At 62.7% G+C, this 26,240-nt stretch carries 18 protein-coding genes; 9 read left to right on the top strand and 9 right to left on the bottom strand.

Features of this window, described 5'->3' with window-relative positions:
• Positions 1-12: 12 nt before the first annotated feature.
• The 8 genes from IPM12_03380 to IPM12_03345 all read left to right on the top strand — a co-directional run bounded on the left by IPM12_03380 (position 13) and on the right by IPM12_03345 (position 10,484).
• Entirely contained in the window at positions 13-1,770 is a 1,758-nt protein-coding gene (locus IPM12_03380) for a hypothetical protein (protein ID MBK9146846.1), read from the top strand.
• Positions 1,770-3,518, top strand: coding sequence for a hypothetical protein (locus tag IPM12_03375; protein MBK9146845.1), 1,749 nt, complete (start codon positions 1,770-1,772; stop codon positions 3,516-3,518). Before IPM12_03380 ends, IPM12_03375 begins: the two co-directional genes overlap by 1 nt.
• 42 nt (positions 3,519-3,560) lie before the next feature.
• The gene (locus IPM12_03370; protein ID MBK9146844.1) at positions 3,561-4,412 is read left to right on the top strand and encodes a DUF3473 domain-containing protein; all 852 of its coding nucleotides are present in this window, start codon (positions 3,561-3,563) and stop codon (positions 4,410-4,412) included.
• On the top strand, positions 4,384-5,466 hold the full coding sequence (locus IPM12_03365) for a GNAT family N-acetyltransferase (protein MBK9146843.1): 1,083 nt from the start codon (positions 4,384-4,386) through the stop codon (positions 5,464-5,466). The genes IPM12_03370 and IPM12_03365 overlap by 29 nt, the downstream gene beginning before the upstream one ends.
• A 181-nt stretch (positions 5,467-5,647) precedes the next feature.
• Positions 5,648-6,304: a CoA transferase subunit B gene (locus tag IPM12_03360; GenBank protein ID MBK9146842.1), complete on the top strand. Its 657-nt coding sequence runs from the start codon at positions 5,648-5,650 to the stop codon at positions 6,302-6,304.
• 8 nt (positions 6,305-6,312) lie between these two features.
• On the top strand, positions 6,313-7,698 hold the full coding sequence (locus IPM12_03355) for a hypothetical protein (protein ID MBK9146841.1): 1,386 nt from the start codon (positions 6,313-6,315) through the stop codon (positions 7,696-7,698).
• Positions 7,699-7,857: 159 nt separating this feature from the next.
• Complete coding sequence (locus IPM12_03350) at positions 7,858-9,711, top strand: glycosyltransferase family 39 protein (GenBank protein ID MBK9146840.1); 1,854 nt, start codon at positions 7,858-7,860, stop codon at positions 9,709-9,711.
• A 59-nt stretch (positions 9,712-9,770) separates the two neighbouring features.
• Positions 9,771-10,484 (top strand): glycosyltransferase family 2 protein, encoded by a 714-nt coding sequence (locus tag IPM12_03345; GenBank protein ID MBK9146839.1) that lies wholly within the window; start codon positions 9,771-9,773, stop codon positions 10,482-10,484.
• A 4-nt stretch (positions 10,485-10,488) separates the two neighbouring features.
• Here the strand turns inward: IPM12_03345 and IPM12_03340 are convergent, their stop codons facing one another.
• The 6 genes from IPM12_03340 to IPM12_03315 form a co-directional block, all read right to left on the bottom strand.
• On the bottom strand, positions 10,489-12,249 hold the full coding sequence (locus IPM12_03340) for a glycosyltransferase family 39 protein (protein MBK9146838.1): 1,761 nt from the start codon (positions 12,247-12,249) through the stop codon (positions 10,489-10,491).
• A 27-nt stretch (positions 12,250-12,276) separates the two neighbouring features.
• Positions 12,277-14,547 (bottom strand): hypothetical protein, encoded by a 2,271-nt coding sequence (locus IPM12_03335; protein ID MBK9146837.1) that lies wholly within the window; start codon positions 14,545-14,547, stop codon positions 12,277-12,279.
• 37 nt (positions 14,548-14,584) lie between these two features.
• Positions 14,585-15,886, bottom strand: a complete 1,302-nt coding sequence (locus IPM12_03330; GenBank protein ID MBK9146836.1) for a hypothetical protein — start codon at positions 15,884-15,886, stop codon at positions 14,585-14,587.
• A 36-nt stretch (positions 15,887-15,922) separates the two neighbouring features.
• Positions 15,923-16,636 (bottom strand): ribonuclease H-like domain-containing protein, encoded by a 714-nt coding sequence (locus tag IPM12_03325; GenBank protein ID MBK9146835.1) that lies wholly within the window; start codon positions 16,634-16,636, stop codon positions 15,923-15,925.
• Between the two features lie 115 nt (positions 16,637-16,751).
• Positions 16,752-17,156, bottom strand: a complete 405-nt coding sequence (locus tag IPM12_03320; GenBank protein ID MBK9146834.1) for a hypothetical protein — start codon at positions 17,154-17,156, stop codon at positions 16,752-16,754.
• Positions 17,157-17,211: 55 nt separating this feature from the next.
• The gene (locus IPM12_03315) at positions 17,212-18,378 is read right to left on the bottom strand and encodes a serine hydrolase (GenBank protein MBK9146833.1); all 1,167 of its coding nucleotides are present in this window, start codon (positions 18,376-18,378) and stop codon (positions 17,212-17,214) included.
• 65 nt (positions 18,379-18,443) lie between these two features.
• On the opposite strand from IPM12_03315, the gene IPM12_03310 reads away from it, so the two are divergent.
• A complete protein-coding gene (locus IPM12_03310) occupies positions 18,444-21,050 on the top strand; it encodes a hypothetical protein (GenBank protein ID MBK9146832.1) in 2,607 nt (868 codons plus the stop codon).
• A gap of 148 nt (positions 21,051-21,198) precedes the next feature.
• Here the strand turns inward: IPM12_03310 and IPM12_03305 are convergent, their stop codons facing one another.
• The 3 genes from IPM12_03305 to IPM12_03295 all read right to left on the bottom strand — a co-directional run bounded on the left by IPM12_03305 (position 21,199) and on the right by IPM12_03295 (position 26,225).
• Entirely contained in the window at positions 21,199-24,915 is a 3,717-nt protein-coding gene (locus tag IPM12_03305; GenBank protein MBK9146831.1) for a T9SS type A sorting domain-containing protein, read from the bottom strand.
• Between the two features lie 162 nt (positions 24,916-25,077).
• Positions 25,078-25,797 (bottom strand): lipoyl(octanoyl) transferase LipB, encoded by a 720-nt coding sequence (gene lipB, locus IPM12_03300; protein MBK9146830.1) that lies wholly within the window; start codon positions 25,795-25,797, stop codon positions 25,078-25,080.
• Positions 25,798-25,838: 41 nt separating this feature from the next.
• Positions 25,839-26,225, bottom strand: a complete 387-nt coding sequence (locus IPM12_03295) for a GxxExxY protein (protein MBK9146829.1) — start codon at positions 26,223-26,225, stop codon at positions 25,839-25,841.
• Positions 26,226-26,240: the final 15 nt, after the last annotated feature.

Here is a 26,240-nt window from a genome sequence, read left to right as displayed (position 1 = left end):
GCCTCCATGGCCATGCGCGGTGAACGGCTCGCCTGCATCGCGGTGGGCTTAGCGGCCTTCCTGTACCTCTTCTTGCGCGCGGCCCTCGTCCCGCTCACCCACGATGAGGCCGCCACCTTCCAGACCTACGTGCTCACGGGCGATTACCTGCCCTACCTCGCGCATTGGGATGCCGGCAATCATCTGCTGAGCACGGCGGTCACGCGTGCGGCTTATCTGCTCTTCGGGCCATCGCCGCTGGCCTTGCGGGCGTTCTCATTGATCAGCTTCGTGCTCTGGGCGCTGTATGCCTGGCACATCACGCGGCCCATCGCGAATGGCTTCATCCGCATGAGCACGGTGATTGCGCTGCTGCTCACGCCCTTCGACATCGAGTTCTTCGCGCTCTTCCGGGGCTATGGTCCTTCGCTCGCCTTCCTCCTCATGGCGCTGCATCATCTGTTGCGCTTGTTGGTCCACGCGCGCCGCAGGGATCTCCTCCTCGTTCTAGCAGCCATGCTGTTGGCCTGCGCGTCGTCGCTAACGCTGCTCATCGCGTGGTGCATGATCCTTGCGGCTGCTGTTGCGATCGTGTTCCGCAGCCTTCGCCGCGATGCATTGGCATGGCTGGCCCTCGTACTGCTCGGCGCCTTGCCGCTGCTGCTCGCAACGCAATATTCCTTCGAGCTCTCTGCGCGCGGTCTGCTCTACTTCGGCACCGATGCCGGCCTCGTCAGCGGCACGCTGGCCTCCTTGAGCCGATGGGTGCTTGGTGTGGATGCTCCGATTGCAGGCGCTGCCCTCATGCTCCTGCCCCTGCCCGCGGGCATGTGGGCCTTGCGCACGGATCGTCACCGCGTTGAGATCGGCGCGTTGCTGCTGCTCGTCATCGGTGAGCTGCTCGGTCGTTTCGTGCTGGCCGAGGTCTTCGGGGTGCTCTACCCGCAGGACCGCACCGCCATGCACCTCGTTCCGCTCCTGCTGCTCTTGTTCGGGTTCTCCGTTGATGCACTCGCGCAGGATCGGCCTTGGATGCGCTGGGCAGGCATCCTCATGCTTGCATTGCCGATCCGCACGGCTCTTTTCGCAAACATCGACCGTACGGCCTATTGGCCGGAGCAGGCGATCCCTGCGGAGGTCTTCGATGCGGTGGAGCAATTGCAGCGAGGCAGTGAGCGCCCATTGCTCATCGGCGGCTACCACCAGAATGCGGCCGTTTGGGCATACGGCAGCATGCGTCACGGCGGCACGCTGCCTTTCCTCGATAGCGACGGATTCCCGCAGCCCACCTGCGACCTTCTCCTCATCGACCCGACCTATTTCAAGGCGCCTGCCGGTTTCAGCACGATCACCTCTGCGCCGCATGGCAAGCTCGCGCTCATGCAGCGTGATGAGCCCTTGAGCACCTTGCTCCTTCTCGATACCGCCTTCACCATTGAAGAGACCGATGCCGAATTCGTTGAGCTGCTCGTGGCTGAAGATGCCGCGCTTGATAGCAGCGAATGGCTGATCGAGCTGCATGCCGAGCTGCGCAGTACCTTCTCACCGCTCGACCTCCGCCTAGTGGTGGAAGTGAAGGATGCCGATGGCGGCGCGCTCCATTACGATGCGGTGGACGCGCAGCGCATGCGCACGCATTGGCAGGGGGAAGCGTGGGGCGTGATCCGGCGCGTGCCCCGTCAGGAGCGCGCAGCCGCGCGAAGGGTCTGCTACCTCTGGAATCCGAAGCGCCACTCGTTCGCGGCACCAAGCGTCCGATTGAAGGTGCACCGTATTGAACCCGCTCGATGATGAGCGATTCGATCACTCTGAAGGAGCGTTGGGCCTTCGTCGGGTTGACGTCCGTCCTGTTCGCATACGCGACGTTGCGGGCCTGGATGGTGCCGTTGGTTCACGACGAGGCCACTTCCTTCCTTGCTTACGCGCAGCCGGGCAGTTTCATGCCCTTCGCTTCCATGTGGGATGCGAACAACCACTACCTCAACAGCCTGTGCGGCCACATCGGCTTCAAGCTCTTCGGACTTCATCCGCTTGCGCTGCGCTGGGCCAGTGCGCTCAGTTTCCTGCTCTACGCGTCAGCGGCATGGCGCTTCGGCGGGCGCATGAGCAGGCCCGTGCGCTGGCTGCTCTGGCCAGCGCTGCTGGCATGCCCATTCGCGCTCGATTTCTTCTCGCTCTTCCGTGGCTACGGGCCAGCGCTCGCCCTGCTGCTCGTTTCCATCGATCAGGCCTTGCGCTTCGCGGAGCATGGCGCTACGAAGCATCTCGCTTGGTGCTTGCTCGCCCTCAATGCCGCGCTGGGCTTCATGATCGGCTTCCTTCCGGTTTCCGCTGTGCTCTTGGCCTTGTTGCTTGGACGTGCATGGCGAACAAGGAATCAATTGGTCGTTTGGACCGTGCTGGGCCTAACACCCATGCTGATGTTCGCTGCGTTGGCGCGGTACATGGCCTCGCTCGGCTTGCTGTATCAGGGAGGCACTGCGGGTTATCTGGAGGTCACTGTCGTGTCCTTGCTGAAGTATGCCCTGGGGATTGATGGCGCCGGCCCGGCCGCTGTTGTCACCGGCGGATTCATGTTGCTCGCGATTGCCCTTCTTCTTGCGGATCGTCGCATCAAGCTCCCGAGCGCGCCATTCGTTTTTGGCGCATTGCTCTGGGGCGAATTCATGCTCCGTTGGCTGCTGGCGTATTCCATGGGGCTGAACTACGCCGAGGACCGCACGGCGCTTCATGTGCTCCTGCTCTCGATCCTCTTCGTGGCGTTCAGCGCCGATGCCTTGCGCCGGGTGCACGCGCTCGCCTGGCTTCTTGCGCTGCCGCTGCTTGTGCTCCCATTGCGCGCAGCGCTCACCGCCAATGTGGATCGCACGCTGCTCTGGCCGGAGCAATCGGTCCCGGAGCGGTTCATCGCCCGGATCGATTCGCTGGAAGCGGCGCTCGGAAGGCCAGCCGTGGTGGGCATGCACCGGCTGGCCTTGCTGCCCTATGGGCTGCAACGACGCCTGCACGGCTGCGAAGGCGATGGCACAGCCGCGCGTTGGCCGAACACCCCCGCCGATGCGCGCTTCGCGGTGAAGGGCGTTCCCTTCATCGAGGACCCGCGCTATGTGAAAGCCGACAGCTCGGACAATGGCCTGGTGCTCTACCTGCGTCGTGATCCAAGCAAGGGCAGGGCATTCGCGGACACGCTCTTCGAAGTGCAATCCGTTGGGCTGGACCGCTCGCGGGGCCTTGCCTTCCCCGTGGATCCCTTGCGCGCAACCGATGCGATCGTGCTGCTGCATGGCACCCTGCGCGGCCCCCAGCCCCTTGACCTCCGGGCATGCGTGGCGGTCTTCGATCAGGCGGGCCGTGCGCTCCATGCCGACCACATCATGCTGGCCACGCGCCGCGCGCATTGGGACGGCGAGCCATGGCGCACGACGCTGCTCATCCCGCGATGCCCGGATGCCGCGCGCGCTGAGGTCTTCTTCTGGGAGCCGCAGCGCAAGGGCTTCACCATCGAGCATGCGCGCATGCAGGTGATGGAGCACCCCTGACCAACGCACCGTTCGACGTCGGCCCGCCTACCTTGCGGCGCCATGATCGCATTCAGCGTTGACCTGGAGGATTGGTACCACGGCATTGAGCTGCCCTATTCCGACTGGAGCGGGAAGGAGCGCAGGCTCGAGAAAGGCATGGACCGCGTGATGGAGCTCCTGGATCGTCATGGCACCAAGGCCACCTTCTTCACCTTGGGATGGATCGGGGAGCAATACCCCCGGCTGATCCGCACGCTTTGTGACGCCGGGCATGAGATGGCATCGCACGGGTTCAGCCACGAGAAGGTGTACCACCTGGCACCGGAAGCATTCCGTGAAGAAGTACGGCGCACCAAAGCCATCCTCGAAGATGCAGGGGGCACACCGGTCACGGCCTTCCGCGCGCCCTTCTTCAGCATCACGCAGAAGTCGCTCTGGGCGCTCGCGATCCTGCGCGAGGAGGGCTACTCCATCGACTGTTCCATATCCCCTGTGAAGACCTGGCGCTATGGTATAGCCAGCACGCCCGACAGCATCTTCCGAATCCCTGAGGCCGACATCATCGAGTTCCCGGTGAGCACCTTTCGCCTGCTCGGCAAGCGGCTGGGCATCGGCGGAGCCTACTTCCGGCTGTTCCCGTATTTCTTCACGCGCAAAGGGCTTCAGCAACGCGCGGCGGCAGGCCTGCCACGGATGTTCTACATCCATCCGTGGGAATATGACCCGGATCATCCGGTGGTGCCCATGGAGCGCAAAGCCCGATTCACGCACTACACCGGCCTGCGCAACTCCGTGCCCTATACCGATCGCATGCTGCGCCAGTTCCAGTTCGGCACGGTGAGCCGTACCGTCGAGCACCACCGGGCCATCAGGCCCTTTGCCGATGTCAGCCTACAGGTTCTCGCTGCTTGAGCCCGGGCAGGAGGCGCAGCTCATGGATGCCGTGCGCGCCATCCTCGTCGAGACGGGTGGGCACAATGCCGTTCGGTACGACCGCAGCTATTGGGACTGGCAGTACCGGCAGTTGCCCACCGGCCTGGCGCACGTGCATGTGGCCTGGCATGGCGACCGGATCGTGGGCTACTACCACATGCCCATCTACGATGCCGTGATCGATGGCCGGGCCATGCGCATCGGCAACATCCAGGATGTGGCCATGCTCGCCGACCACCGGCGCCAAGGCGGCTTCCGCCAGCTGGCTGAGTGCGCCAATGCAGAAGCCGATGCCAGCCCCGAGGTGGACCTCATCTACACCTTCCCCAATGCGCGCAGCATCCACACCTTCCTCAAGTACAACGGCTACCTGCGCTTGCTGACCTACCCGACCCATGTGATGCCGCTCGATGCAGGCGCCATGCTCGGGCGGCGGTTGCCACTGCTGGGCCACGCGGTCGGGGTGGCGGGCGGTGGCCTGCTGAAGCTGTTGAGGCGGAGGCCAAGGATGTCAGGGTCGATCGCTGTTGCACACGAGCCCGATGCCGCCATGGCCGGAGCGTTCATGGAACATGCGGCGCGGTTCAGGTGCTGCCTCCGCCGCGACCTGCGCTGGCTGCAATGGCGCTATGCGCGATCGCCTCGCGGCAAGCATTGGTTCGTCGCTTCCTACTCCGGCGCGGAGGTGCTCGCTGCTGTCGTCGTCAAGGCCGATCGCATGTTCGGGAGCCCGGCCCTCATCATCATGGACATGGCCCACCGTGGCGGAGCGGAGGAAGAACTGCTCGCGCTGGTCGCCACCCTTGCGCGCGACCACCGTGCGCTGATCGGAGAGGCAGCCGATCTGATCTTCTACGCGGGGCAAGCTCCTGTGAACGCCCGCTTGGGCGGCATCGGTTTCCTGGCGGTGCCTGAGCGCTTCAACCCGCGACCGCTGAACCTGCTGGTGCGCGATGCCGGAGGGGCCAAGGGCGGATCCTTCGCGGACCCCTCCGCATGGTTGGTGGGCCTGGGTGATTGGGACGTGCTCTGAGCTAGGGCTTGATGCGCTTGCGTCACGGATGGCAGCCTATGCCAATGCGGAATGCATGCGCGTCCTGCGCTCGCTTGAAGGCAATGGGCCCGGTGCGGCACGCCGGGTCGCACGGATGCTTGAACGGCGGGCTTCTACATTTGGTACCCTCAACGAACGGAACCTGAAACGCACGGGCACCATGGCGCTCACCAAGGAACAGATGGCCAAGCGCATCGCGCGCGAGCTGCGCGATGGCTACTACGTGAATCTCGGCATCGGCATACCCACTCTGGTGGCCAACTACATCCCCGAAGGGATGAACGTGGTGCTGCAGAGCGAGAACGGGATCCTGGGCATGGGGCCCTTCCCCTTTGAGGGCGAAGAGGACGCCGACCTGATCAACGCCGGCAAGCAGACCGTGACCCTGCTTCCCGGAAGCAGCATCTTCGACAGCCCTACCAGCTTCGCGATGATACGCGGGCAGCACGTGCAGCTCACTGTTCTGGGCGCCATGGAAGTGAGCGACAGCGGCGATATCGCCAACTGGAAGATCCCCGGCAAGATGGTGAAGGGCATGGGCGGCGCCATGGACCTGGTGGCCAGCGCCGACAACATCATCGTGTGCATGATGCACGCCAACAAGGCTGGCGAGAGCAAGTTGCTGAAGCAATGCTCCCTGCCCCTAACGGGCGTGGGCTGCGTGAAGAAGGTGGTCACCGATCTCGGGGTGTTCGACATCACCCCCGAGGGCTTTGAGTTGATCGAACGCGCACCGGGTGTGAGCGTGGAGGAGATCAAGGCGAAGACCGAAGGGCGCTTGGTGGCGAAGGGCGAAGTGCCGGAGATGGCCTTATAGGGGGGCGAATGCGATTACCGCAGCACATCCCTTGGCGCGCGGCCCTGTATTTCTTCCTGACCGGACTGATCCTATGCGTGCCTGCGCTGATGAACCAGGCACCCTTGGTATACAGCGACACGGGCACCTATCTCAACACCTCAAGGTCGCTGCTCCCGCCGATTGACCGTCCCATCGGTTATGGACTGATCATTCGCGCGGTGACCTGGCAAAGCACGCTCTGGACAATCGTGTTCTTCCAAGGAATGGCTGCAAGCTGGCTCATCCACCGCACCATCGGCACGCTGTTTCCTGCGGTACGCAAGGCATGGCGGCCGCACCTCATCGTGCTCTCCTTGCTCCTGGCCATCAGCAGCCTTCCGTGGTATGCCAGCCAGATCATGCCGGATGCGCTGAGCGGCTTGCTGGGGCTATGCGTTTTCCTGCTCGTGTTCGGAAGGGGAATAGCCATCGGTGAGATGCTGCTTCTCTGGCTCATGCTCTTCTTCTTCGGCATCGCACATTACAGCCATTTGGTGATGCTGTTGATGATCGGTGCCACAGGCGCCCTTGCCTCGTTCGTCCCGCTTGCCGGGCACCACGTGTTGAAACGCCGCCGCACCGTGCTTGCGGGCATAATCGCGGTCCCCGTGGCGGGTATCTTGTTCATCATGGGCTATAATGCAAGGCATGGGCATGGCTTCGTGCTCTCACCGACCTCGAGCCTGTTTCTGTCCGCCAAGCTGATCGAATCCGGGGCGATGCACACCTATCTGAAGCGGCGTTGCGCCGACCGGCCGAACTTCCTGTGCGACCATGTTCAGGAACTTGACCGCGCAGCAATGCACTACGTATGGGACGATTCCTCTCCGACCAGAGGCGGAATGGAGATGCTCGAAGCGAGTAGACGGCTGGACCCGGTGGTACGGGATCTCCTCACAGACCCTGGCATGTGGCCCATGCTGGCTTGGACCAGCGCCCTTGCCACCACGGTTCAGTTCACGCAGGTGGATATTGGATCGGGCTTGCGCGCGTATGGACACCAGAGTTCGCCTTGGTGGCCCATTGAACGGCATTATCGACACGAGTTGTCCATGTATATGAACAGCCTGCAACAGCGCGAATCATGGGCGCTGCGCGACTTGAACAACATCAACATGTGGGTGGTGCTTTCCGCATGCATGGCACTGCTCGTGAACTGGCCAGCGCGCAGGTCGCTTCGCTGGTGGGGATTCGTGTCCCTGCTTGGTGCCTTCACCGTGATGAATGCCGCTGCCACCGGGGCGATTGCCAACATCTACGATCGGCTGCAGGGCCGGGTCACCTGGCTCTTGGTGCTCGCCGCGCTGCTCTTGTTGGCGAGGTCCTTCCCAGCCCTCCGGCGCCTCCTGCACCTCAATCGGCGCCCGGCCTGAGCCCGTGCGCGTGACATGCAATCGGGTGTTTCGGGCGCCTATTAGGTTCACGGATTAATCAGGAGCTTCGCTTGTGAAGAGGATGATCTCCTCTGCTGGTCTTATCTGGGCAAAGGCTGATCAAGCGGCCCTGCGGTTCATTCCTTCGGATTACGTGGTATGAAAGCCTCAACAGCCGTTTCACCACTTGGATGGCGCTGGGCGCTCGGCATTTCCTCCGCCGTCCTGCTGGCCTACATCGGCATCCGCGCGCATACGGTGTCATTCGGATGGGACGAAGCCTTCACGTACATGCACCATGTCCGCAAGGGCAAGCTGGTGCTCCTGGAGCATGATCTCTCCACGGCCAATCACCATGCGCTGAACGTATGGGGCATGTGGCTCTTCATGAAGCTCTTCGGCCCGAATGATTTCGCCATGCGCGTTCCGAACCTGATCGGCGGGCTGGTCTATTTCTATGCGGCGATGCGCCTTTCGCTGCTATCAAGGAGCAAGGTGCTGGCCCTGGCCTCCTTCGTCATCCTCTGCGCGCATCCGTACCTGCTCGATTTCTTCAGCCTGGCGCGGGGCTATGGCATCTCCAATGGATTGTTGCTGCTCTCGCTCTGGCTGCTTCATCGATTCGCCACCGAAGGGCGGCAGCAGCGGTTCGCGCTGCGCAGCGTGGCGGCAGCTGCGTTGGCCGTGCTGGCGCATACGGTGCTGCTCAATTATCTGCTCGCGCTCCTGGCCGTGGTGGCGGTGCTCCTGCTCCTCGATGCGAAGCGCAACGGTTCACTGCTTGTGAGCAAGGAGCTGCTGGGCACGATCGTTGGCGTTGCCGCGGTGCTCGGCTTCGTAATCTGGAATGCGATCGGCATGCGCGCGGGTGGAGCCCTCTTCCACGGGAGCGAAGACCTTTGGGAAGGAACGCTGGGGTCCTTGGCGCGCATGATGGCCTACCGGCAGGATCTGCCTTGGGAGCCTTTGCCTATCATGGGGGCCTTCCTGATTCTCCTGGTCGTGGCGTGCGTGGCGGCAGTGGTCATCGCACGCCGAACATCAGCGGTGCAGCCGGTATGGCTGGGCTTGGCGGTCATCGGGATCATGCTGCTGGCCTTTCAGGTGCAACACGCCATGCTTGGCCTCAATTGGCCTGCGGTGCGCACGGGGCTCTTCATCGTGCCTTTGCTTGGGTGGCTGCTCGTGAGCGCGGTGCAAGCGTGGTCGATTGCCCAGCGCGTCCCAGTCTTCGTTGCGGCTGTTGTGGCAGTGGCCTTGCTCGTGCATTTCGCCCGTTCAGCGAACCTCGAGGTCGCGTCGGAGTGGCGCGAATGCGGGCCGGTGCGCGAACTCACCCGTGCAGCCATCGCCGATCACCAGCCCCGAAGCGCACGCCGACCGGTAATTACGATCAGCACCAATGTGCCCTGCGGCTCCTCGCTGATCTACTACCTGCGCACAGCCGGCACGCCGTGGATGGTGAACGTGCATCAGCCGGACTACCGCACCGTGCCGCATTGTGATTATCACCTCGGGGCCATCGATCCAGCGGCTGCTACGGAGCTGGGTTGGACGCTCGTGGGCCATTCCGCCGCTGCGGGCACCGCGCTGTATCGGGACGAGGCCATGCACCGGTCGTTCGAGGAGACCGTGTTCGAGGCGACGATCCCCGCCTTTGAAGCAGATGACACCACGCGGCATGGCCTGCCCAAGCCGAGCGTGAGCTGGACGGTGCCAGAAGGCATGGGCAATGAGCGCGTGCTGGTGGCCGGTTCGGTTCGGGCCGTGGAGCAGAGCGATGCCAGCTGGCTCACGCTCGTGATCGATCAGTACCGCGAGGGCGAGCGCATCGGGCGGATCGATGTCGCATCGCACGGGCAGGTGCCCAGCTACGGCGAGTGGTACGATGCCGGGATCGTATACATGCCCAAGGACCTCAAGCCGGGCGATGAACTCCGCTTCGACGTGATTCCATACCTGTTGGCTCCGCGCATCCACTTGGGCGATATGCGGCTGGTGGTCTCGCGTTGAGGCGGTCGGTCGGGTTCCTGGCCGCGATCCGTGGTTTCGCCGCAACTTCGCCGCCCCGCATGCCCATCCGCACCCTCTCCATCATCATCCCGGCCTACAACGAGGAGCGCACCATCCACCTCATCCTCGACAAGGTTCGTGATGCAGCGCTCAACCACGGCATCGCCAAGGAGGTGATCATCGTGAACGATGGCTCGAAGGATGGCACCGCCGACGCCGTGCGCCGGTACATGGAGGCGAATCCGGCTTTGGGCATCACGTTCTTCGAGCAGCCGCGCAACATGGGCAAGGGCGCGGCCATCCACCGCGGCATCCGTGAGGCGCAAGGCGAGTACCTCATCGTGCAGGACGCCGACCTGGAGTACGACCCGCGCGAGTACAACGACCTGCTCCGTCCTGTGGTGGAGGGCTTCGCGGATGTGGTGTTCGGCTCGCGCTTCATGGGCCATCATCCGCACCGCATCCTCTTCTTCTGGCACAGCATCGGCAACAAATTCCTCACGTCCCTGTCCAATGCGTTCAATAACCTGAACTTGACGGACATGGAGACCTGCTATAAGCTCATCCGAAGCGATATCGCCAAAGGCCTCGACCTGCGCGAGCAGCGTTTCGGCTTCGAGCCGGAGGTCACTGCCAAGCTCGCGCGCGTGAAGGGCATCCGGATCTACGAGGTGGGCATCAGCTACTATGGGCGCACCTACGCCGAGGGCAAGAAGATCGGCTGGAAGGACGGATTCCGCGCGATCTGGTGCATCGTGAAATACGGTCTGTAGCCGGTCACGGCGCGGCTTGCCGATCAAGGCCGATCATGTACTCGGCATTCCGCCTCAGCGCCTCATCCACCGATTCGCGCTTCCAGAATGCCTGCCTTCGCACGGCGGCGAACCAGGCCTCGTCGCCCCGGATCAGCTGCTCATAGTGCTCGAGGTCCTTGGTGGCGGGCAGCACCTCGCGCAGGGGCGCCGCCGCAGAGGCCACGGCCAAGGAGTCGTCCCCGGCGATCACGCGGAATTGGAACACACGGACGCCGCGCAAGGGCACCGGGCCGCTCACCGCCAGCGGTTCTTCAACGCCCTCGAGGCGCATCACCTCACCGCGCCATTGGACTTTGTGCTGCAGCAAGCCGGTGCGGCTGAAGACCAGCAGGCCCTGCTTGTGCGTGGCGAGCAGTTCCTTGGCTTCATCAGCGTGGAAGCCTTCGTGCTTGGCCCCGCCAACGACAAGCGTGTTCGGCAGCGCATGGAGCAGGATGTAGTAGCTGGCATCCCAACTGTGGAAATCGAGGATCAATCCATCGCCTGCGCGGGTCTGCGAGTTGATCATGGCGAGCAGCGCTTCGGTATGGTCGCCGTACAAGCGCGGCAACACCTGCAGCTCGCGGTAGTGGCCCAGCACCAGTCCGTCCATGGCCTTGCTCAGCGAGCGCTCGCCAAGGAGCCGGGTGAAGTCGATCTTGCCGAAGAGGAAGGCCAGGGGCATGGTGGCCGCTAGGCCGAGCGGCATGATCACGCGGTGGATCAGTCGCGGGCGAAGAGCGCTGAACACCAGCGCCACGTATGGCAGCAGCAGGATCAGCCAGGTGATCACGAAGCGGTGGTGCAGCATGAGCGAGCCTTCCCACGCCTTCTTCTGGAAGACGAGCGCCATGATCGCGAAGGGGACCAGCCAGACCCATTGCGCCTTGGTGAGCGTGCGCTTGATCGCTGCAAGGGCCCCTGCGAGCACGAGCAGCAGCGCGCATACCGGAGAGCTGTTCAGCACGAAGGAGAGCGGGAAGAAGACGGCGCGCTGGATCCGTGTGGCCTTGGTCACCTCGTCGTTGATGCCCTCCTTGCCCATGTTCCACTCGTCGTTCTGGTTCACGCTGTAGAGCGCATCGCCGAACTCCAGCTGGTTGCCGATCATCCACACCGAAGGGAAGAGCATGGCGCAGGCCCAGAACACGAGCGCGATGCGCCAGCCATGGAGGAGCAGGGCCACCAGCGAGAGCGCCGCGATGAGCACCCAGGCCTCGTAGCGCGTGGCGGCCGCGCAGGTCATGAGCAGGCCGGCGATGGCGGCGCTGCGCCATGCGCGGGGCTGGCCCTGGTTGATCGATAGCGCGAACAGCGCTGAGGCCAGGAAGAAGCCGTAGGTGATCTCCGAGAGCGCTTGCAAGCTCGTCCACAGGGCGATGGGGCTGAAGACATACATCAGCGCGGCGAACACGGCGCCGCGCCTTGAGCGGAAGAGCGTGAGCGTAAAGCCGTAGAGCGGGATGGCCGTGAGGGATGCCGCCAGCACGTTGAGCACCTGCGGCCCCAGCACCTTGCCGGGGAAGACCAGCATGAAGAGCGCGTTGAGGTAATGGTGCAGCGGCCCCCAATAGCCATGCGTGATCCAGTGCGGGTCGCGCAGCCACTCCCCGGCGATGTGGATCCGGCTCACCGCATCGGCCTGCACCGTCTGCGCCCAAGGCAGCATCATCAGCCGAACGAGGAGCGCAGCTGCGGCGATCAGCAGCGCGTCGCGTCGGTGCGGGTTGTTGAAGATGTTCATGGTCGGGCGATCATGCACAGGTCCGCGTCAGCGTTGCTTGGTCCTTCCTGGAGGAGCGTAGGCTGCGCTGTCAAGCGGGATGTTGTTGTAATGCAGGCCGTCGTTGCCGCTGCGCCAGGCTTGCACCTGCATGGGCCTGAAGAGCACGTGCTCCACCACTGCCCGCGTGCGGTTGTGCTCAGGCGCGCCCAGGAGCATGCGGTATCGACCGCTCGCGCGTTTGGGGCGGAAGGCCATCGAGGCGATGGTGCGGTCGTGCAGCTGCATGGGCATGGCCCGCACATCGCGGAAGCCCTCCCAATCCACCTTGCCATCCGCATCGCCGTGCTCGATGATCAACCAGGAGTTCACCGCTTCACCATCGATGGCGCGCACCACGGCGCTCAGTTCATAGGTGATCGCCGTGTCAAGCGCGCCGGCATCCAGGTTCATCAACGGCAAGAACTCGCTCACCCATCCCTTGATCGGCCCCGAGGCGTGAAAGACCGCATGCAGCGTGTCCGCTCCGCGATCCAGGAGAAACTCGCCTTGCGGGTGCAGCGATGGGCGCCGCTCCTCGAATAGCCTGTGCAATGCCGGACCATCCCACGCGAAGAGGTCTGCCGCGCGGATCAAGCGCAGCTCACCACCCTCGCTGCTGTGCACAGGCTCACCCTTCCGCCAAAGCGAGTCCTCCTCCGGCTCCAGCCCATCACGGCTCCAGAGCAGCGCCAGCGTTGCATCTGGCGGCACGGCCCCGGCCACGCGCTTCATGAAAGCCCCTGGTGCGCGCAGGGCGAGCAATTGCCGGGTGTGCTCGAAGGAGGTGCGGATGAGATTGCCGGCCATCAACGGAGTTCCGGAGCGATAGGCGATGCCATAGGCCAGCGCATGGAGCCGTTCGGGGGCGCTCTTCGCGTAGCGTTCCGATCCGCCATGCACGAAGGGCAGGGGGATGATAGCCGCCGCATTGCTCGCCTTCACGGCATTCGCGATCGGGTCGAGGCGCTCATCGGGCACGCGCATGTCGAACGGATTTCGCGCATCACCGATTTCCGTGGCCATGGACGACATCACCGGCCATCCCTCGATCACATAAAGGCCCATGAGCGCAATGAAGACCGCGCCCCCGAGCACCCGCTTGGGCCGGTTCGGCGCAACGAGCCAATGCCAGGCACGCTTCGCGCAGTACATCAGGCACACGAAGTAGAAGGCCCACGCGAAGCGGCCGGTGGCGCGGAATTGCTTGAGCGCAGGCAGCGCATCACCGAACAAGCGCCCCCAAACGTTCATGGCGAAGAGCAGGACCAGTGAAGCGGCCAGCAGTTGAATGGCAGGCTCATCGGGCCGCAGCGCCGACCTGCCGTTGCGCTTGAGTTTCACGGCAAGCGCAATGAGCGATGCGAGCAGCAGCAGCGGCGTGGCGATGCCGAGGTAGCACAGGGCCTCCCAAGCGAGCCCCTCCTCCGGCACAAGGGCCTTCACCCATCGGTCCATGGGCGGCAGGGTCGATACCAGCAGGCTCTGCCAGCGCGTGGCGTACTCCTCGGAACCGGGCGGCGTCTCCGGACGATCGGCAATGCGGTCAGTGGCGTTGGCCAGGACCATGAACAGCGCCACGGGCAGCGCGGCCATCCACGCGGCATCGCTCCAGGTCCGCAGCTGCTTCACACGCTCGATGCGGGCCAGCGTGCGCACGCCGATCAGCGCTGCCACGAAAAGCGCGTTCATCATGCCGAGGTACGGATGCGTGAGCAAGGCCAGCAGCACCAGCGCGCCGGTGGCTGCCACCCACGGCCAGCGCCGCCCTTCGTCGCAGGCGCGCAGCAGCACGTACCAAGTGGCCGGGAACATCCAGCAATGCGCCAAGGCCAAATGGCCGCCAAGCCGGTACACCTGGGGCTGCAGCATGGTGATGCCGAGCGCAGCCAATGCTGCGGCCCAGGGCGCCAGCCCCCAACGGCGCGCGATGGCGAAGAGCGCCCAGGCACAACCCAGCGGAGCCAGCAGCAGCAGGGCGTTCATCAGGCCCACCTGCCACGGTTGCAGCATAGGCAGCAGTTGCACGAGCCAGGCGAGCGGTGGGTGACCATCGGTGTAGAACACATGGTCGCCGTAGGGGTAGCCCGACCCGTTGAAGTGCAGCATCGACCCCCCATGCGTGGCGTGCCAGGCATAGGTGAAGGTGTTCTTCATGCCATCGCCCTTGGCGGAGAACAGCACCGCATTGCACCGCAAGAGCACATGGCCATAGTGCAGCCCGATCAGGCCGAGCACAGCAGCGGTGAGCACGGCCCACCACCATCGGCCGGAGGCCATGAATCGAAAGCCGCTTGGCTTGGGCTTCATCGCGCGCTCATTCGCCATCGCCTGCCACCACTTGGCTCACTTCGCTGAAGAACTGCTTCCAATTCCAGCCGTAATCGGACCAATGCCCTTGGTAGCGCCGGGCAAGGCCCAGGTTGAGCTGGATGACGGCCACCAGCGCCAGTGCGGCCGCCAGTTTCCAGCGGATCGTTCGCCGCAGCACAGCATCCATCAGCCACGCCAAAGGGATGGCGAGCAGGCCGTAGAGGTCAACGAAGCCGCGGTGGCCGAAGCTGCCGCCCAGCCACCAGCACCACCATGCACTGTAAACGATCAAGGTGAAGACCACGAGAAACAGGACCGATCTTGCAGGGGCCACGCCCTGCCACGCGCGCCGCAACAGCATGGCCAGCACCGCGATCATGAGCGGCGTATACACCAGCCATCCGTTGCGCGGGCTGAAGAGCACCAGGCCGGGCACCATGGAGCCGAACTCGAAATGCTCGCCCTTCTTCCCGTAGGTGAAGGTGATGGCCTCGCCCGTGGCCCAGTGCCAATACACCATCTGAAGCACCCAAGGCGCGAGAGCCAGCACCAGAGAGGCGATCAGCGTGATCCGATGGCGCACCATGTTGCCCGTGAGCAGGCGCAGCGCGCCCCAGCCACCCATGAGCACAGGGAAGAGCAGCACGAATACGTTGAGTTGGCGGATCAGCACGAGCAATGACCCGCTGAGCACCAGCGCGGCCACATGCACGGGTCGCGGCCCGTCGAGCACGCGCAACGCGCACCAGGCGTAGAGCGTGATCAGGAAATAGGAATGCAGGTGCGACATCATGGGCTGATGCACGCTGTAGTACAAGAGGTTGGTGCCGGCATAGATCACCAGCGCGGCGATCAGCGCCGGCCGGGTCGCGCTGAAGCGTCGCGCCAGCTTGAAAGTGAGCACGCAGCCGGCGGCGGCGTACAATGAGGTGCCCAGCATGATGGCCACGCCGTAGGGCGAGGAGAAGCCGTTGAGGTCGTAGCCGAAGGTCCATGCGGCCCAATGGCCGAGGAGGAAGAATGGCAGCTCCAGCACGGCCACGCCAATGGTGAAGAGGCTGATCCAGATGCCGCTTTCCTGCTGATAGGTCCAGTACATGCGGCTCCAATCGCCATCGATCAGGAGGCTGGGAAGCCATTGGTAGTAGCCCAGCGAATCGGTTCCGTGCCGCAGGAACTCGTAGGGGTCGTGCATGTGCTGCAGCCAGGCCATGTGCCAGTTGGCCAGGAGCACGAGCAGGAAGAGGGCCCATTGCAGCGTGCGCTCCCCATCGTTGAGCGGGGCATGGGCGGGGATCGGCCGCATGGGGCCAAGATACCCGGCTCCAGTGGAAGCGACCGCTCACACCAGCTTGATGCGTTCCTCCGCGATCAGCTCGCGGCCTGTTAGGCGGAGGTAGAGCTGCGCCGTGGCCACCACGTCCTTCTTGCAGTACGCTGCGATGCGCTCGAGGTCCTTGTCCTCGTAGTACACGCGGGCCACGTCGGCGCCGGTGATGTCGCCCTTGGGCGTGGGGATGCCGAGGATGTGCGCCAGCAGCGCGAGCGAGGTGTAGGCCTTTCGGTCGCCGAAGCTCCAGAGATTCATGGTGTCCACGTGCCCCACTTCCCAGGGCTTGAGGCCACCGATGTCGAGGATGCGGGGCACCTGGATGCGGTTGATGATGCAGCGCCGCGCGATCCACGGGAAGTCGAACTCCTTGCCGTTGTGCGCGCAGAGCCAATGGTCGTCGGTGCGGTAATGGCGGTCGAGCAGCTCGGCGAATCGCGTGAGCAGGTCGTATTCGTTGTGGCCATGGTAGGAGGTCACGCGCAGGTGCCAGGCATCGGCCTCTTTGTGCAGGCTGCCCGCGCCGATGCAGATGATCCTGCCGAACTCCGCAAGGATGCCCCCCTTCTCGCCCCAGAGCTGCTCAGCGGTCTTGCCATCGCGTTCCTGCTCGTAACGGGTCTTGTCGGCGAATAGCTGCGCGGTGCGCGGATCGAGGTCGGCCCAGCGGTAGGTCTGCGGCACGGTCTCGATGTCGAGGAAGAGGAGCTTGCTGAGGTCGCGCATGCTGAAGGAGGTTGTTGGTTGCAGGTTGAGCGGGAGGAGGGTTGGTGAAGATCGCAGATCCGGGCAACCCGCACCCCCCCCCTACCGGCACCAGCGTCAACCCTCAACCATGCCCTCACTCGATCATCACGCCCCTCGCGTTCATGAGGGGCACCTGCGTGAAATGCTCCTCGCTGATGCTGCCCGCGAGGAAGATGTACCGCTTGTCGTGCAGTTCACGGCCGATGTAGAAGCTGAGCCAATACTGGTTGGTCAGCGCGAAGACCTCTTCGACGATGTGCTCGATGCGCGCCCAGCTCTTCGGCCCCAGCTTCTCCAGGTGATGGCGCATCTCACTGGTCTTGCGCTCCTCACCGGCGATCTCGCCATAGCCTCGTGAGCTGATGAGCACATTCTCCAGCGCTTCGTTGCGCAGGTTGATCAAGTACACGTACCACGCATCGCCGCCCGCTTCATCCTTCTCGCGCACCACGGCCATGGCCACGCCTTCCACTTTCGGCTGGATGATGTCCTTTCTCAATGCAGGAGGTTGTGGGTTGCTGCTTCGCTCGCAATGACCGGTTGTGGTGCGGGTCTCAGCTGTTGCGTGAAGCCAGTTCCCGCGCAATGGCGATCCACTTGAATACATCCGTCGGATGGCCGGTGGCGTTCACCTCCTCTCGCTTCATGCCCGTGCGGACGAGGACCAGGCGCTCGTGCGGGATCACCACCACATATTCGCCGTGGAAGCCGCGAGCGTAGTGGATGGGCAAGCCATCGAGCTCCGCCAGCCACCAGAAATAGCCGTAGCGCGCGTTGGCCGCGCCTTTGTCCATGAGGCGCGCAGGGGTGATGCTCGCCTCCCAATACTCGCGCGGCACGACCGGCTTGCCGCGCCACATGCCGCTATCGAGATAGAGCTGCCCGATGCGGCCGAAGTCGCGCGCGGTGGCATAGAGGCAGCAGAAGGCCTTGAAGTCGCCATCCTCGCGGTCCTTGCCCCAAAAGGCATCGTGCTCGCAGCCGAGCGGCCCCCACACCTTCTCGCGCACCAGTTCATCGAGCGGGCTGCCGTAAACGGCTTCGAGCACCTCGGCCATGATCTGCGTGGCGCCGCTGATGTAATCGAGCTCCTTGCCCGGCTCATCGCGGCAGGGCTGGGTGAGCGCGAGCTCGCGCACGTTCGTTCCATAGTAGCCCTTGGCATTGTCGCTGAACGGGTCCGCTCCGCTCTCGCTCCAATCGAGGCCGGTGCTCATGGTGAGCACATGATGCAGGTTGATGCGCGCATGGCAGCTGTCCGCGAATTCCGGGAGGAAGTCACTCACCGGCTGGAACACGCTCTTGATGCGGCCTTCCCCCATGGCGATGCCGGTGAGCACGCTGATGTAGCTCTTGGCCACGCTGAAGCTGTTGCTCACGCTGTCGGCGTCCCAACCGTTCCAATACTGCTCGAAGATCAAGCTGTCGTGCTGCCACACGGCGAAGCCCGCGCTGTGCAGGTCGGTGATCTCCTTCTCTTGTTCCGGCGTGAGCTTCAATCCGCCGTATCGGGCCCCTTTCGGCCAGGGTTGCGGATTCGTGGAGGAGATGGTGGCGTAAGGGAAGAAATCGCGGTCGTCGATCTCCGGGCTGGTGCGGCCGATGAGGTAGGTGTATCGCACGCCGCGCGGGATGTGGCTGTTGCCGGTGAGGTAGGCCAGGCCGATAAGCCCGCCGATGAGCAGAATGAGCCAGAGGATGAGTTTCTTCAGGAAGCGCATGATGCAAGGGTCCGGCGAAAATAGCCCGGCGCATGTACCGGCTGCTGCGCTTTACCTTCGGGAGCATGCGCAGGCACCTGTTGATTGCCATACTGTTCGTTCCCGGTCTTTGCATCGCGCAACTGACCGGGATGCAGGAGGAGGGCCCTTCCTTCCCGGAGATCCGTGCGCGGTTCCTAGAATTGTACAGCACCCGGCCCGTCGGGCGAGGTACAGGATTCAACAAGTTCAAGCGATGGGAGGCCTATTGGGAGCCGCGCGTGGATCGTGAGGGCGGCTTCCCACCCATGAATGCCGTGCATCGCGCATGGGCCGAGTACCGTGATTCACATCCGACAAGGGGCCATGCCGGTGCGAAATCGGCCGCGAACTGGACCGAAGAGGGGCCAACGAGTTTCGTGTTCCAGGGGTTCGGCGGCTTGGGACGCGTGAACTGCGTGGCCTTCCATCCCACGGACGCGGCCACATTCTGGGCCGGCACGCCAGGTGGCGGCTTGTGGAAGACCTCCGATGGCGGCATGAGCTGGAGCACCATCAACAGCGACATGCCCGTGCTCGGCGTTAGCGATATCGCTGTGCATCCATCGGACCCCGACATTCTCTTCATCGCCACAGGCGATGCCGAAACAGCATTGGTCGTCCCTTCCAGCACCAAGAGCATCGGTGTTTGGAAGAGCATCGACGGAGGCTCTACGTGGTCCGTCACCGGCCTCAGCATGGATGTGGTGGCGCAGAAGCTCATCGGCCGCCTACTCATCAGCCCAACCGACCCGCAAGTGCTGTTGGCCGCCGCTTCCGATGGCATCTGGCGCACAATGGATGGAGGAGCCAGCTGGGCGAGCGCCGCATCGGGCTGGTTCATCGACATGGAGTTCAAGCCCGATGATCCGCAGGTGGTGTATGCCAGTACGTTGAGCGCAACCGGCAATGCGCAGATCCACCGTTCCGCAGATGGGGGGATCACATGGTCGCAGGCCACCGCATTCACTGGCGCGAGCAGGATCGCGCTGGCTGTGACGCAAGCCGCACCGACAGCCGTGATGGCCGTCTGCGCGGATATGCAAGGACTCGGCGGCCTGGAGGGCCTGTACTACTCGAACAACAGCGGCGCGAGTTTCGGTCAGGCCATTGATGGCAGCTGCGCGAACAACATGCTCCATCGATCATACGATGCATCGAGCTGTGGCGGCCAGGGCGTCTTCGACCTAGCGGCCGCGATTGATCCACTGGATCCCGCCCGCCGGTGGATCGGCGGCATCAACCTGTGGCGAACGGGTGATGCCGGAGCGAGCTGGCAGCTGAACAGCATGTGGACGACCAATGCCCAGCAGAATCCCAACGGCACGCCCTTCCTGCACTCCGACAAGCATTGCATCCAGTTCCACCCGCAGTTTCCGCAAGTGGTGTTCACCTGCAGCGATGGCGGATTGCACGTCACCAACGACCAAGGCATCACCTGGTACGACCGCAGCAGCGGCATGGGCATCAGCCAGATGTACAAGGTGGGCCTTTCGGCGAGCGAGCCGGACAGGGCGCTATGCGGGCTTCAGGACAATGGGCTCAAGCAAATGACCGGCACTACCTGGACGGACCACATCCCGGGGGACCACATGGAGTGCATCATTGACCCGGTGGACTCTGATGTGCAGTACTCCTGTGCGCTTACGGGCCTGCTCTACCGCACGACGGACAACTGGGCCAATCGTACGCTCGTTGCTGACAATATCCCGGGCTTTACCTCTTTCGTGCAGCAGAACGGTTTCGGCCCCGGTGCTTGGGTAACGCCCTTGGCCATGGATCCGACGGACCATGAGACCTTGTTGATCGGGTTCAACGAAGTGTGGCGGTCATCGGACCAGGGCGATAGTTGGGTGCAGGCTTCCAGCTTCAATTCGGCTGCGCAGCTGCGCTCGTTGGTGATCGCGCCGTCGAACAATCAGGTGATCTACGCCGCCACCTACGACACACTGCATCGGACATTCAATGGCGGCGCCGATTGGGAAACTATTCCCGTCAGTACGATCACCGGTGAACCCGGCCCTGCTTTGTCCAGCATCTTCGTGAGCGGCAATGACCCCTTGCTCATCTGGGCTACCATCAGCGGATACGACTCCGGCAACAAGGTGCATCGCTCCGAGGATGGCGGCCTTTCGTGGAGTAACGTATCCGGCTCATTGCCGAATGTGCCGGTGAACTGCGGTGTCTTCGAGGCCGGCAGCAACGATGCCCTGTACATCGGCACCGATGCCGGAGTATTCCACCGGGATGCCGGGATGGCCGATTGGGAGCCCTACGACACGGGAATGCCGCGTGTGCAGGTGAACGATCTGGAGATACACTACACCAGCGGGATCCTCTTCGCGGCCACCTTCGGCCGGGGCCTGTGGAGCACGCCCTTGGCTGAGCCTGCGGCAATCGCCGAGCCTGCGCGCTCTGATCAGGGCTTCGCACTCCTGCCAGGGCCGGTGGCCGGAACCATCTCCGTGCGATTCGCGCATGTGTGCGCAGGGCGACTCGAGGTGCTCACCGCAACAGGCCAGCGTGTGCTGTCATCGCCCACGAGCGCGCCATCGGCGATTGTTGATCTCCGAGATGTTGCACCTGGCATGTATGTCATCGTGGCCTCCTGCGCGAACGGATTGCGCCAGGCGCAGCGCTGGATGCACCGGTAGGCCTTAAGCGACCAGCTCCGCGATTTCCAACCGCAATCTTCTCTTCACTTCCTCGATGTCCACTTCGCCGCCCAGTCCCTATGCAATGCTTGAGAGGCTTCTGTCGGCGATGTCAGAAATGATCAGCTGCGTACATCCTGCGCCTGGCTCACCGCGCCACGATGCGGAGCACTTTGCGCGGGCCTTCGTTCGATGATATCATCAGCGTGTACACGCCAGAGGAGAGTTGACCGCGATTGATGAGCAATTCGCCGCCAGGTTGAACCTGCCATTCGCGCGCCACGCTGCCATGGACATCCACCAGCATCAGGGTGTGCGCGGTGGTCATGGGCTGGCTGAGCACGATGCGCACCAGATCATCGAACGGATTGGGAAGGACCAAGGCTGCTTCTGCGGAGGGCCGGGATACGCTAGTGCTGAGAACGGTCAGGTCCGCACTAGTGGAAGTACATCCGAACGCGCTCATCACCTCACAGGCGTACGCGCCGGGAAAAGTGATTTCGAGGAACTGGCCATTCGCTCCAGCCAGCGGCTCACCATTGAGGAGCCATTGATGATGCATGCCTGGCGATGCCTCCAAGAGGTCAACATCCGCAAGAGTTACCTGGGGATTCCAGAGTGCGCAATCGACCAATGTGGTGGTCGTCGAATTCGTCACAATGGCCGGGTTGATGTCGAAGACGATGTCCGCAGTATTCGTAATAGTGGTCATGTGACCAAGCCCTTCTTGAATGCCAATCCGGAAGCGGAAGAAGCCCTGGCTCCCGAGCGGATTGGCGCCGCTGTCGGGCAACATGATGTTATTGAATCGCACCACGAGCCTGCCGTTGGGCTCGATGACTAGCTGTGTTGGCGCGTGCGAGAATCCGGTTACCTCGAACTGCGAACGGTCCAGCGGGTTCGCCAGCTGGTCCCTGAGTTCCACATTCCATGCAGTGGCCGTTCCTGTGTTCTGGAACCGGATGGTGTACTCCAACGCATCGGTGGTGATGGGAATGGCGCCGACCTCGCCGTATCCCGAGGGCTCCACGATCTTGTCGTTCGGGTCGTACGCACAGGTCACCGTCTCCGTATGCGATGCTTGGAAGCTGCCGGTGACGCTGCCGCCCGGGCTCAAGGTTGTCACTGCCACCGTGGAGTTCACAGTGGTGCCCATGGAAGCCAAGCCAGGTCGTGTCACATGCAATGCGATGCTCCGGACTTCGAAGTAGCCCAACGAGTCGAAGGTCCAAGTGAACAGATTGCCGGCTTGATTCGCGGGCGGCGGGACGCTTGCAACAAGGGTCATCGCAGCATCGAGCTGCAGCGTAATCGTGCCCTGCTCTACTCGGGTGCCTTGATTGGCGTAGTTGAGCCAAAGCGGAGCCGTTGTTCCACACGGACCATTGCCGATCACGATGGATGCGACCACCAATGAGGTGTCCACGTTGGCTGCGTACCCGAAATCGAGCCCTGAGGCCACGGGCGCAGCGTCGGTGAGGCCCACGCTGTACGCAGCCGGGGTGGTCACCAGGTCCCACCAAGCTCCGGCTCCTGCTGAGGCAATCTGGTAGGCGCCCGAATCCAGGCTGAAATGGTACTCCCCGTTGATGGTGGTGAGCGCGTAGGTCAGGTACGGGGTGCAGGTCAGTTGTCCCCAGGACATGCCGGGTTCGTCCGGACCCGCGGCCCCGTCCAAGTCAAGGTCGATGAAGCGTCGGCCTTCTGCCCTGAAGTGGCTGCCGAAGTAGTTCCTATGCCAGAACAGCTTGTTGTCCCACCACGATGCACAAAGCAGCTCTTCGGGCGCATTCAGGTCGAGATTGGAAGCATTCAAGCACATGGGCCCGTCGAATGACGAGGGAATCACCGTGCGCGGCCCGAAAGTGCCGTTGCCCAAGTTCCTGTACATGGCCATTTGGTTAAGGAAGTGCCTCGCGGTGATCACATCCGCATAGGAGTCCCCGTCCACATCATAGACAACCATCGCGTCAGACTCTCCATTCTCACTGCCGAAGGTGATCGGAGAGAACGACCCATTCCCGTTGTTCCGGTACCATCGCATGGGCTGGCTGCCTAGCACCACGTCAATGTCGCCGTCCCGGTCGATGTCTGCTGTCTTGATCATCGGGCCAGTGGACACATTCTCAGAAATCACGATTTGCGAGGAGAACGCACCATCACCCAGGTTCCTGAACCATGCTAACCGGCTGAAGCCAGAAGAGACATGGACGACATCAAGAAGACCGTCGCCATCCAAGTCCGCAAGGTCGAAGGGGACATCACCTGATAAATAGCCCGTTAAGGCTACCGGGTCCCCGAATCCGCCACTGCCATTGTTGAGATGATAGGCAAGGTAGCTGATCCCCCAAACCACAAGGTCAAGGTCGCCGTCCAAATCCAAGTCCGCTGCCATGACCTCCATGGCCTGGTTCGCACTGTTCGAGATTGCCGCCGGATCGGAGAATTCTCCCGCGCCGTCGTTCAGGAAGACCAGGATGCTGTTCATTGTACGCGAGGTGGCGATCACATCGCGGTCTCCGTCGCCATCGATGTCGCCTGCGATGACGCACCGCGTTCCGTACAACGTGTTGGAGATGGTGCGTTGTGCTGCGAACTGCCCATTGCCGAGGTTCATGTACCAAGAGATGCGATGGTCCGTGGCCGAAGCGCACAACACTTCCTTCCTCCCATCGTCGTTAAGATCCCCGGCGGATACCCATGACGCGCCGTCCACCTGTGTGGTCACCTCTTGTTGTGGCCCGAATTGCCCGTTATCCAGGTTCCGATGGAAGGCGATGCGATCGTCTGTGTAACTGCAGTAGCTCACATCCGGCAACCCGTCGCCGTCGAGGTCCTTCACGTTGATGGATCGCACGTATTCGAGCGTGGTGGCCAGCGTGCCGCCCGGAGAGAACGAGCCGTCCCCCTCGTTTCGCGACCAGCGCAACGAGTAGGGTAAGCGGGTGGAGTAAACCAGGTCCGGGACATCATCCTGGTCCATGTCGGCAGCGATGATGTTGTCATGGTCGTACGCGCCTGAGTCAACAATCGTAGGCGAAGGGAATCCCCCGGAGCCGTCGTTGAAGAAGGCGACCAACATGTTGTTGGAATATGAGGAGGTGAACAAGTCGAGCTGACCATCGTTGTTCAGGTCGGCGATTCCGGCCATTTGCAACGTGTCCTGAGCAAGGAACACGACTTGGCGAGCAGAGAACAACCCATTGCCGTAATTGCTGTACCATGCAAGTTCAGCGGTGGTGCCAACGTGGCGCGCAAAGAGGATGTCCTCTCGCAGATCGCCATCCAGGTCGCCTTTTGCCAAGCTGGCTATCCCTGGTCCTGGCGTGTCGAGCACCGACATCGCAGCGAAGAGCCCGCCTCCGAGGTTACGTGTCCATTGAATAGTGCCATCGTATTGGGTACCTACCATGAAGTCGACAAGGGCATCACCATCCACATCCATGGCCATCAGGCAGCGCGGATGATTGCCTGCTTGCGCGATGAGCTGTTCGGGGCCGAAAGCCCCCCATCCGAGGTTCCTCCACCAAAGCACCCTGTCCGGGCCTAGTGAGGTGCCTGCGAGATCCAAGAGTCCATCCGCATCCAAGTCAAGGACGATCAGGTTGTTGATGTATGTGGCGTTGGGCACCAGCACCTGTTGCTCCGCAAAGGCGCCTGCGCCCTCATTGGCATACCATACGATGCGGCTATCGTTCTGGAGAGAAGCTACGAGGTCAGGGTCGCCATCCCCATCCACATCAAGAACAACCTGCGCAAGCGGGCGCCTTGCCTCGTTGAATTCGATGATCTGCTGCGGTCCGAACTGGGCGTAGCCAGCCAACGCGAATGCCAGGGCGCAAGCAACTGCAGGTCCTTTTTTCATGGCTACATACAAACGTAGCGGATCATGAGGAACGGGAACCGCATGTTCATGACGAACTAGCGGTTGGGATATACGGGTCAGAACGTACTCGACATGGCCAGGCGCACTAAGTCCCGTCAGCAAATCAGCTACAAGATTGAAAGGTTCTCATGGCCTTTCAGTTTACCGTCCTGGCGCCGGCGACACCAGCTCCGCATCGAACAGGTCCGCTATCTCCAACCGTAGCCGGTTCTTCACTTCCTGGATGTCCACGTCGCCGCCTAGCTCTTTGGCCATACTCGTAACGCCCTTGTCCGCGATCCCGCACGGCACGATGTTCTGGAAGTAGCTGAGGTCCGTGTTCACGTTGAACGCGAAGCCGTGCATGGTGACCCACCGGCTCGCGCGGATGCCGAAGGCGCAGATTTTTCTTGCCTTCTGCGGCTCGTTGAAGTCGAGCCAGACGCCTGTGAGCCCTTCAATCCTTCCGGCTTTGATGCCGTATGCTTCCAACGTGCCGATGATGGCCTCCTCCAGCGTGCGCAGGTAGCGGTGGATGTCTGTGAAGTGGTGATCGAGGTCGAAGATGGGATAGCCCACGATCTGCCCCGGGCCGTGGTAGGTGATGTCACCGCCGCGGTCGATGGGGAAGAACTGGACGCCCTTCTCGCGCAGGCCCTGCTCGTTCAATAGCAGGTGGCTCTGCTTGCCGCTCTTGCCCAGCGTATACACGCGCGGGTGCTCGCAGAAGAGGAGGTGGTCCTCCGTGGGCAGTTGCTCGTTCTCGGGCAGGGAGCGATTAGCGATCTTCCTATCGATGGTCTCCTTGAAGAGGCGCGTCTGCAGGTCCCACGCGGTGGCGTAGTCGATGAGGCCCAAGTCGCGGAAGTGGATGTGGCGCATGGTGTTTGCCGCAGAGGCGCAGAGGCGCGGAGAATGCGAATTCAGGGTTCGTCCAATCCGTTAACGACGCGCCGCACGCCTTCCGTGAGCACCGGCTCGTTGAAGTTCATGAGTAATCCGAGTTTGCAGCCTGTGAGTTTCAAGTAGCTCAGCAGTTGCGCGCGATGGACTTCCTGCAAGACCTCTATCGCCTTGATCTCCACGATGATTCGCTGGTCCACCCAGAGGTCGATCCGAAAGCCCAAGTCGAGCCGCTCCCCCTTGTATCGTACAGGCACAGGATGCTGCTGAAGGAATGGGATGCTCGCTTCACGTAGTTCACGCGCAAGGCAATGCTCATAGACGCTCTCCAACAACCCTGGGCCGAGTTCCCGATGAACTTCAATGGCCGCTCCGATGATTGCCCCGGAAAGCTCGCGGTACAGCATCTGTATTCTCTGCGC

It is taken from the genome of Flavobacteriales bacterium, assembly GCA_016716605.1.
Lineage (GTDB): Bacteria > Bacteroidota > Bacteroidia > Flavobacteriales_F > PHOS-HE28 > PHOS-HE28.
The sequence above is the reverse complement of the archived record's forward strand: the minus strand, read 5'-3'. Positions and strand labels throughout refer to the sequence as shown.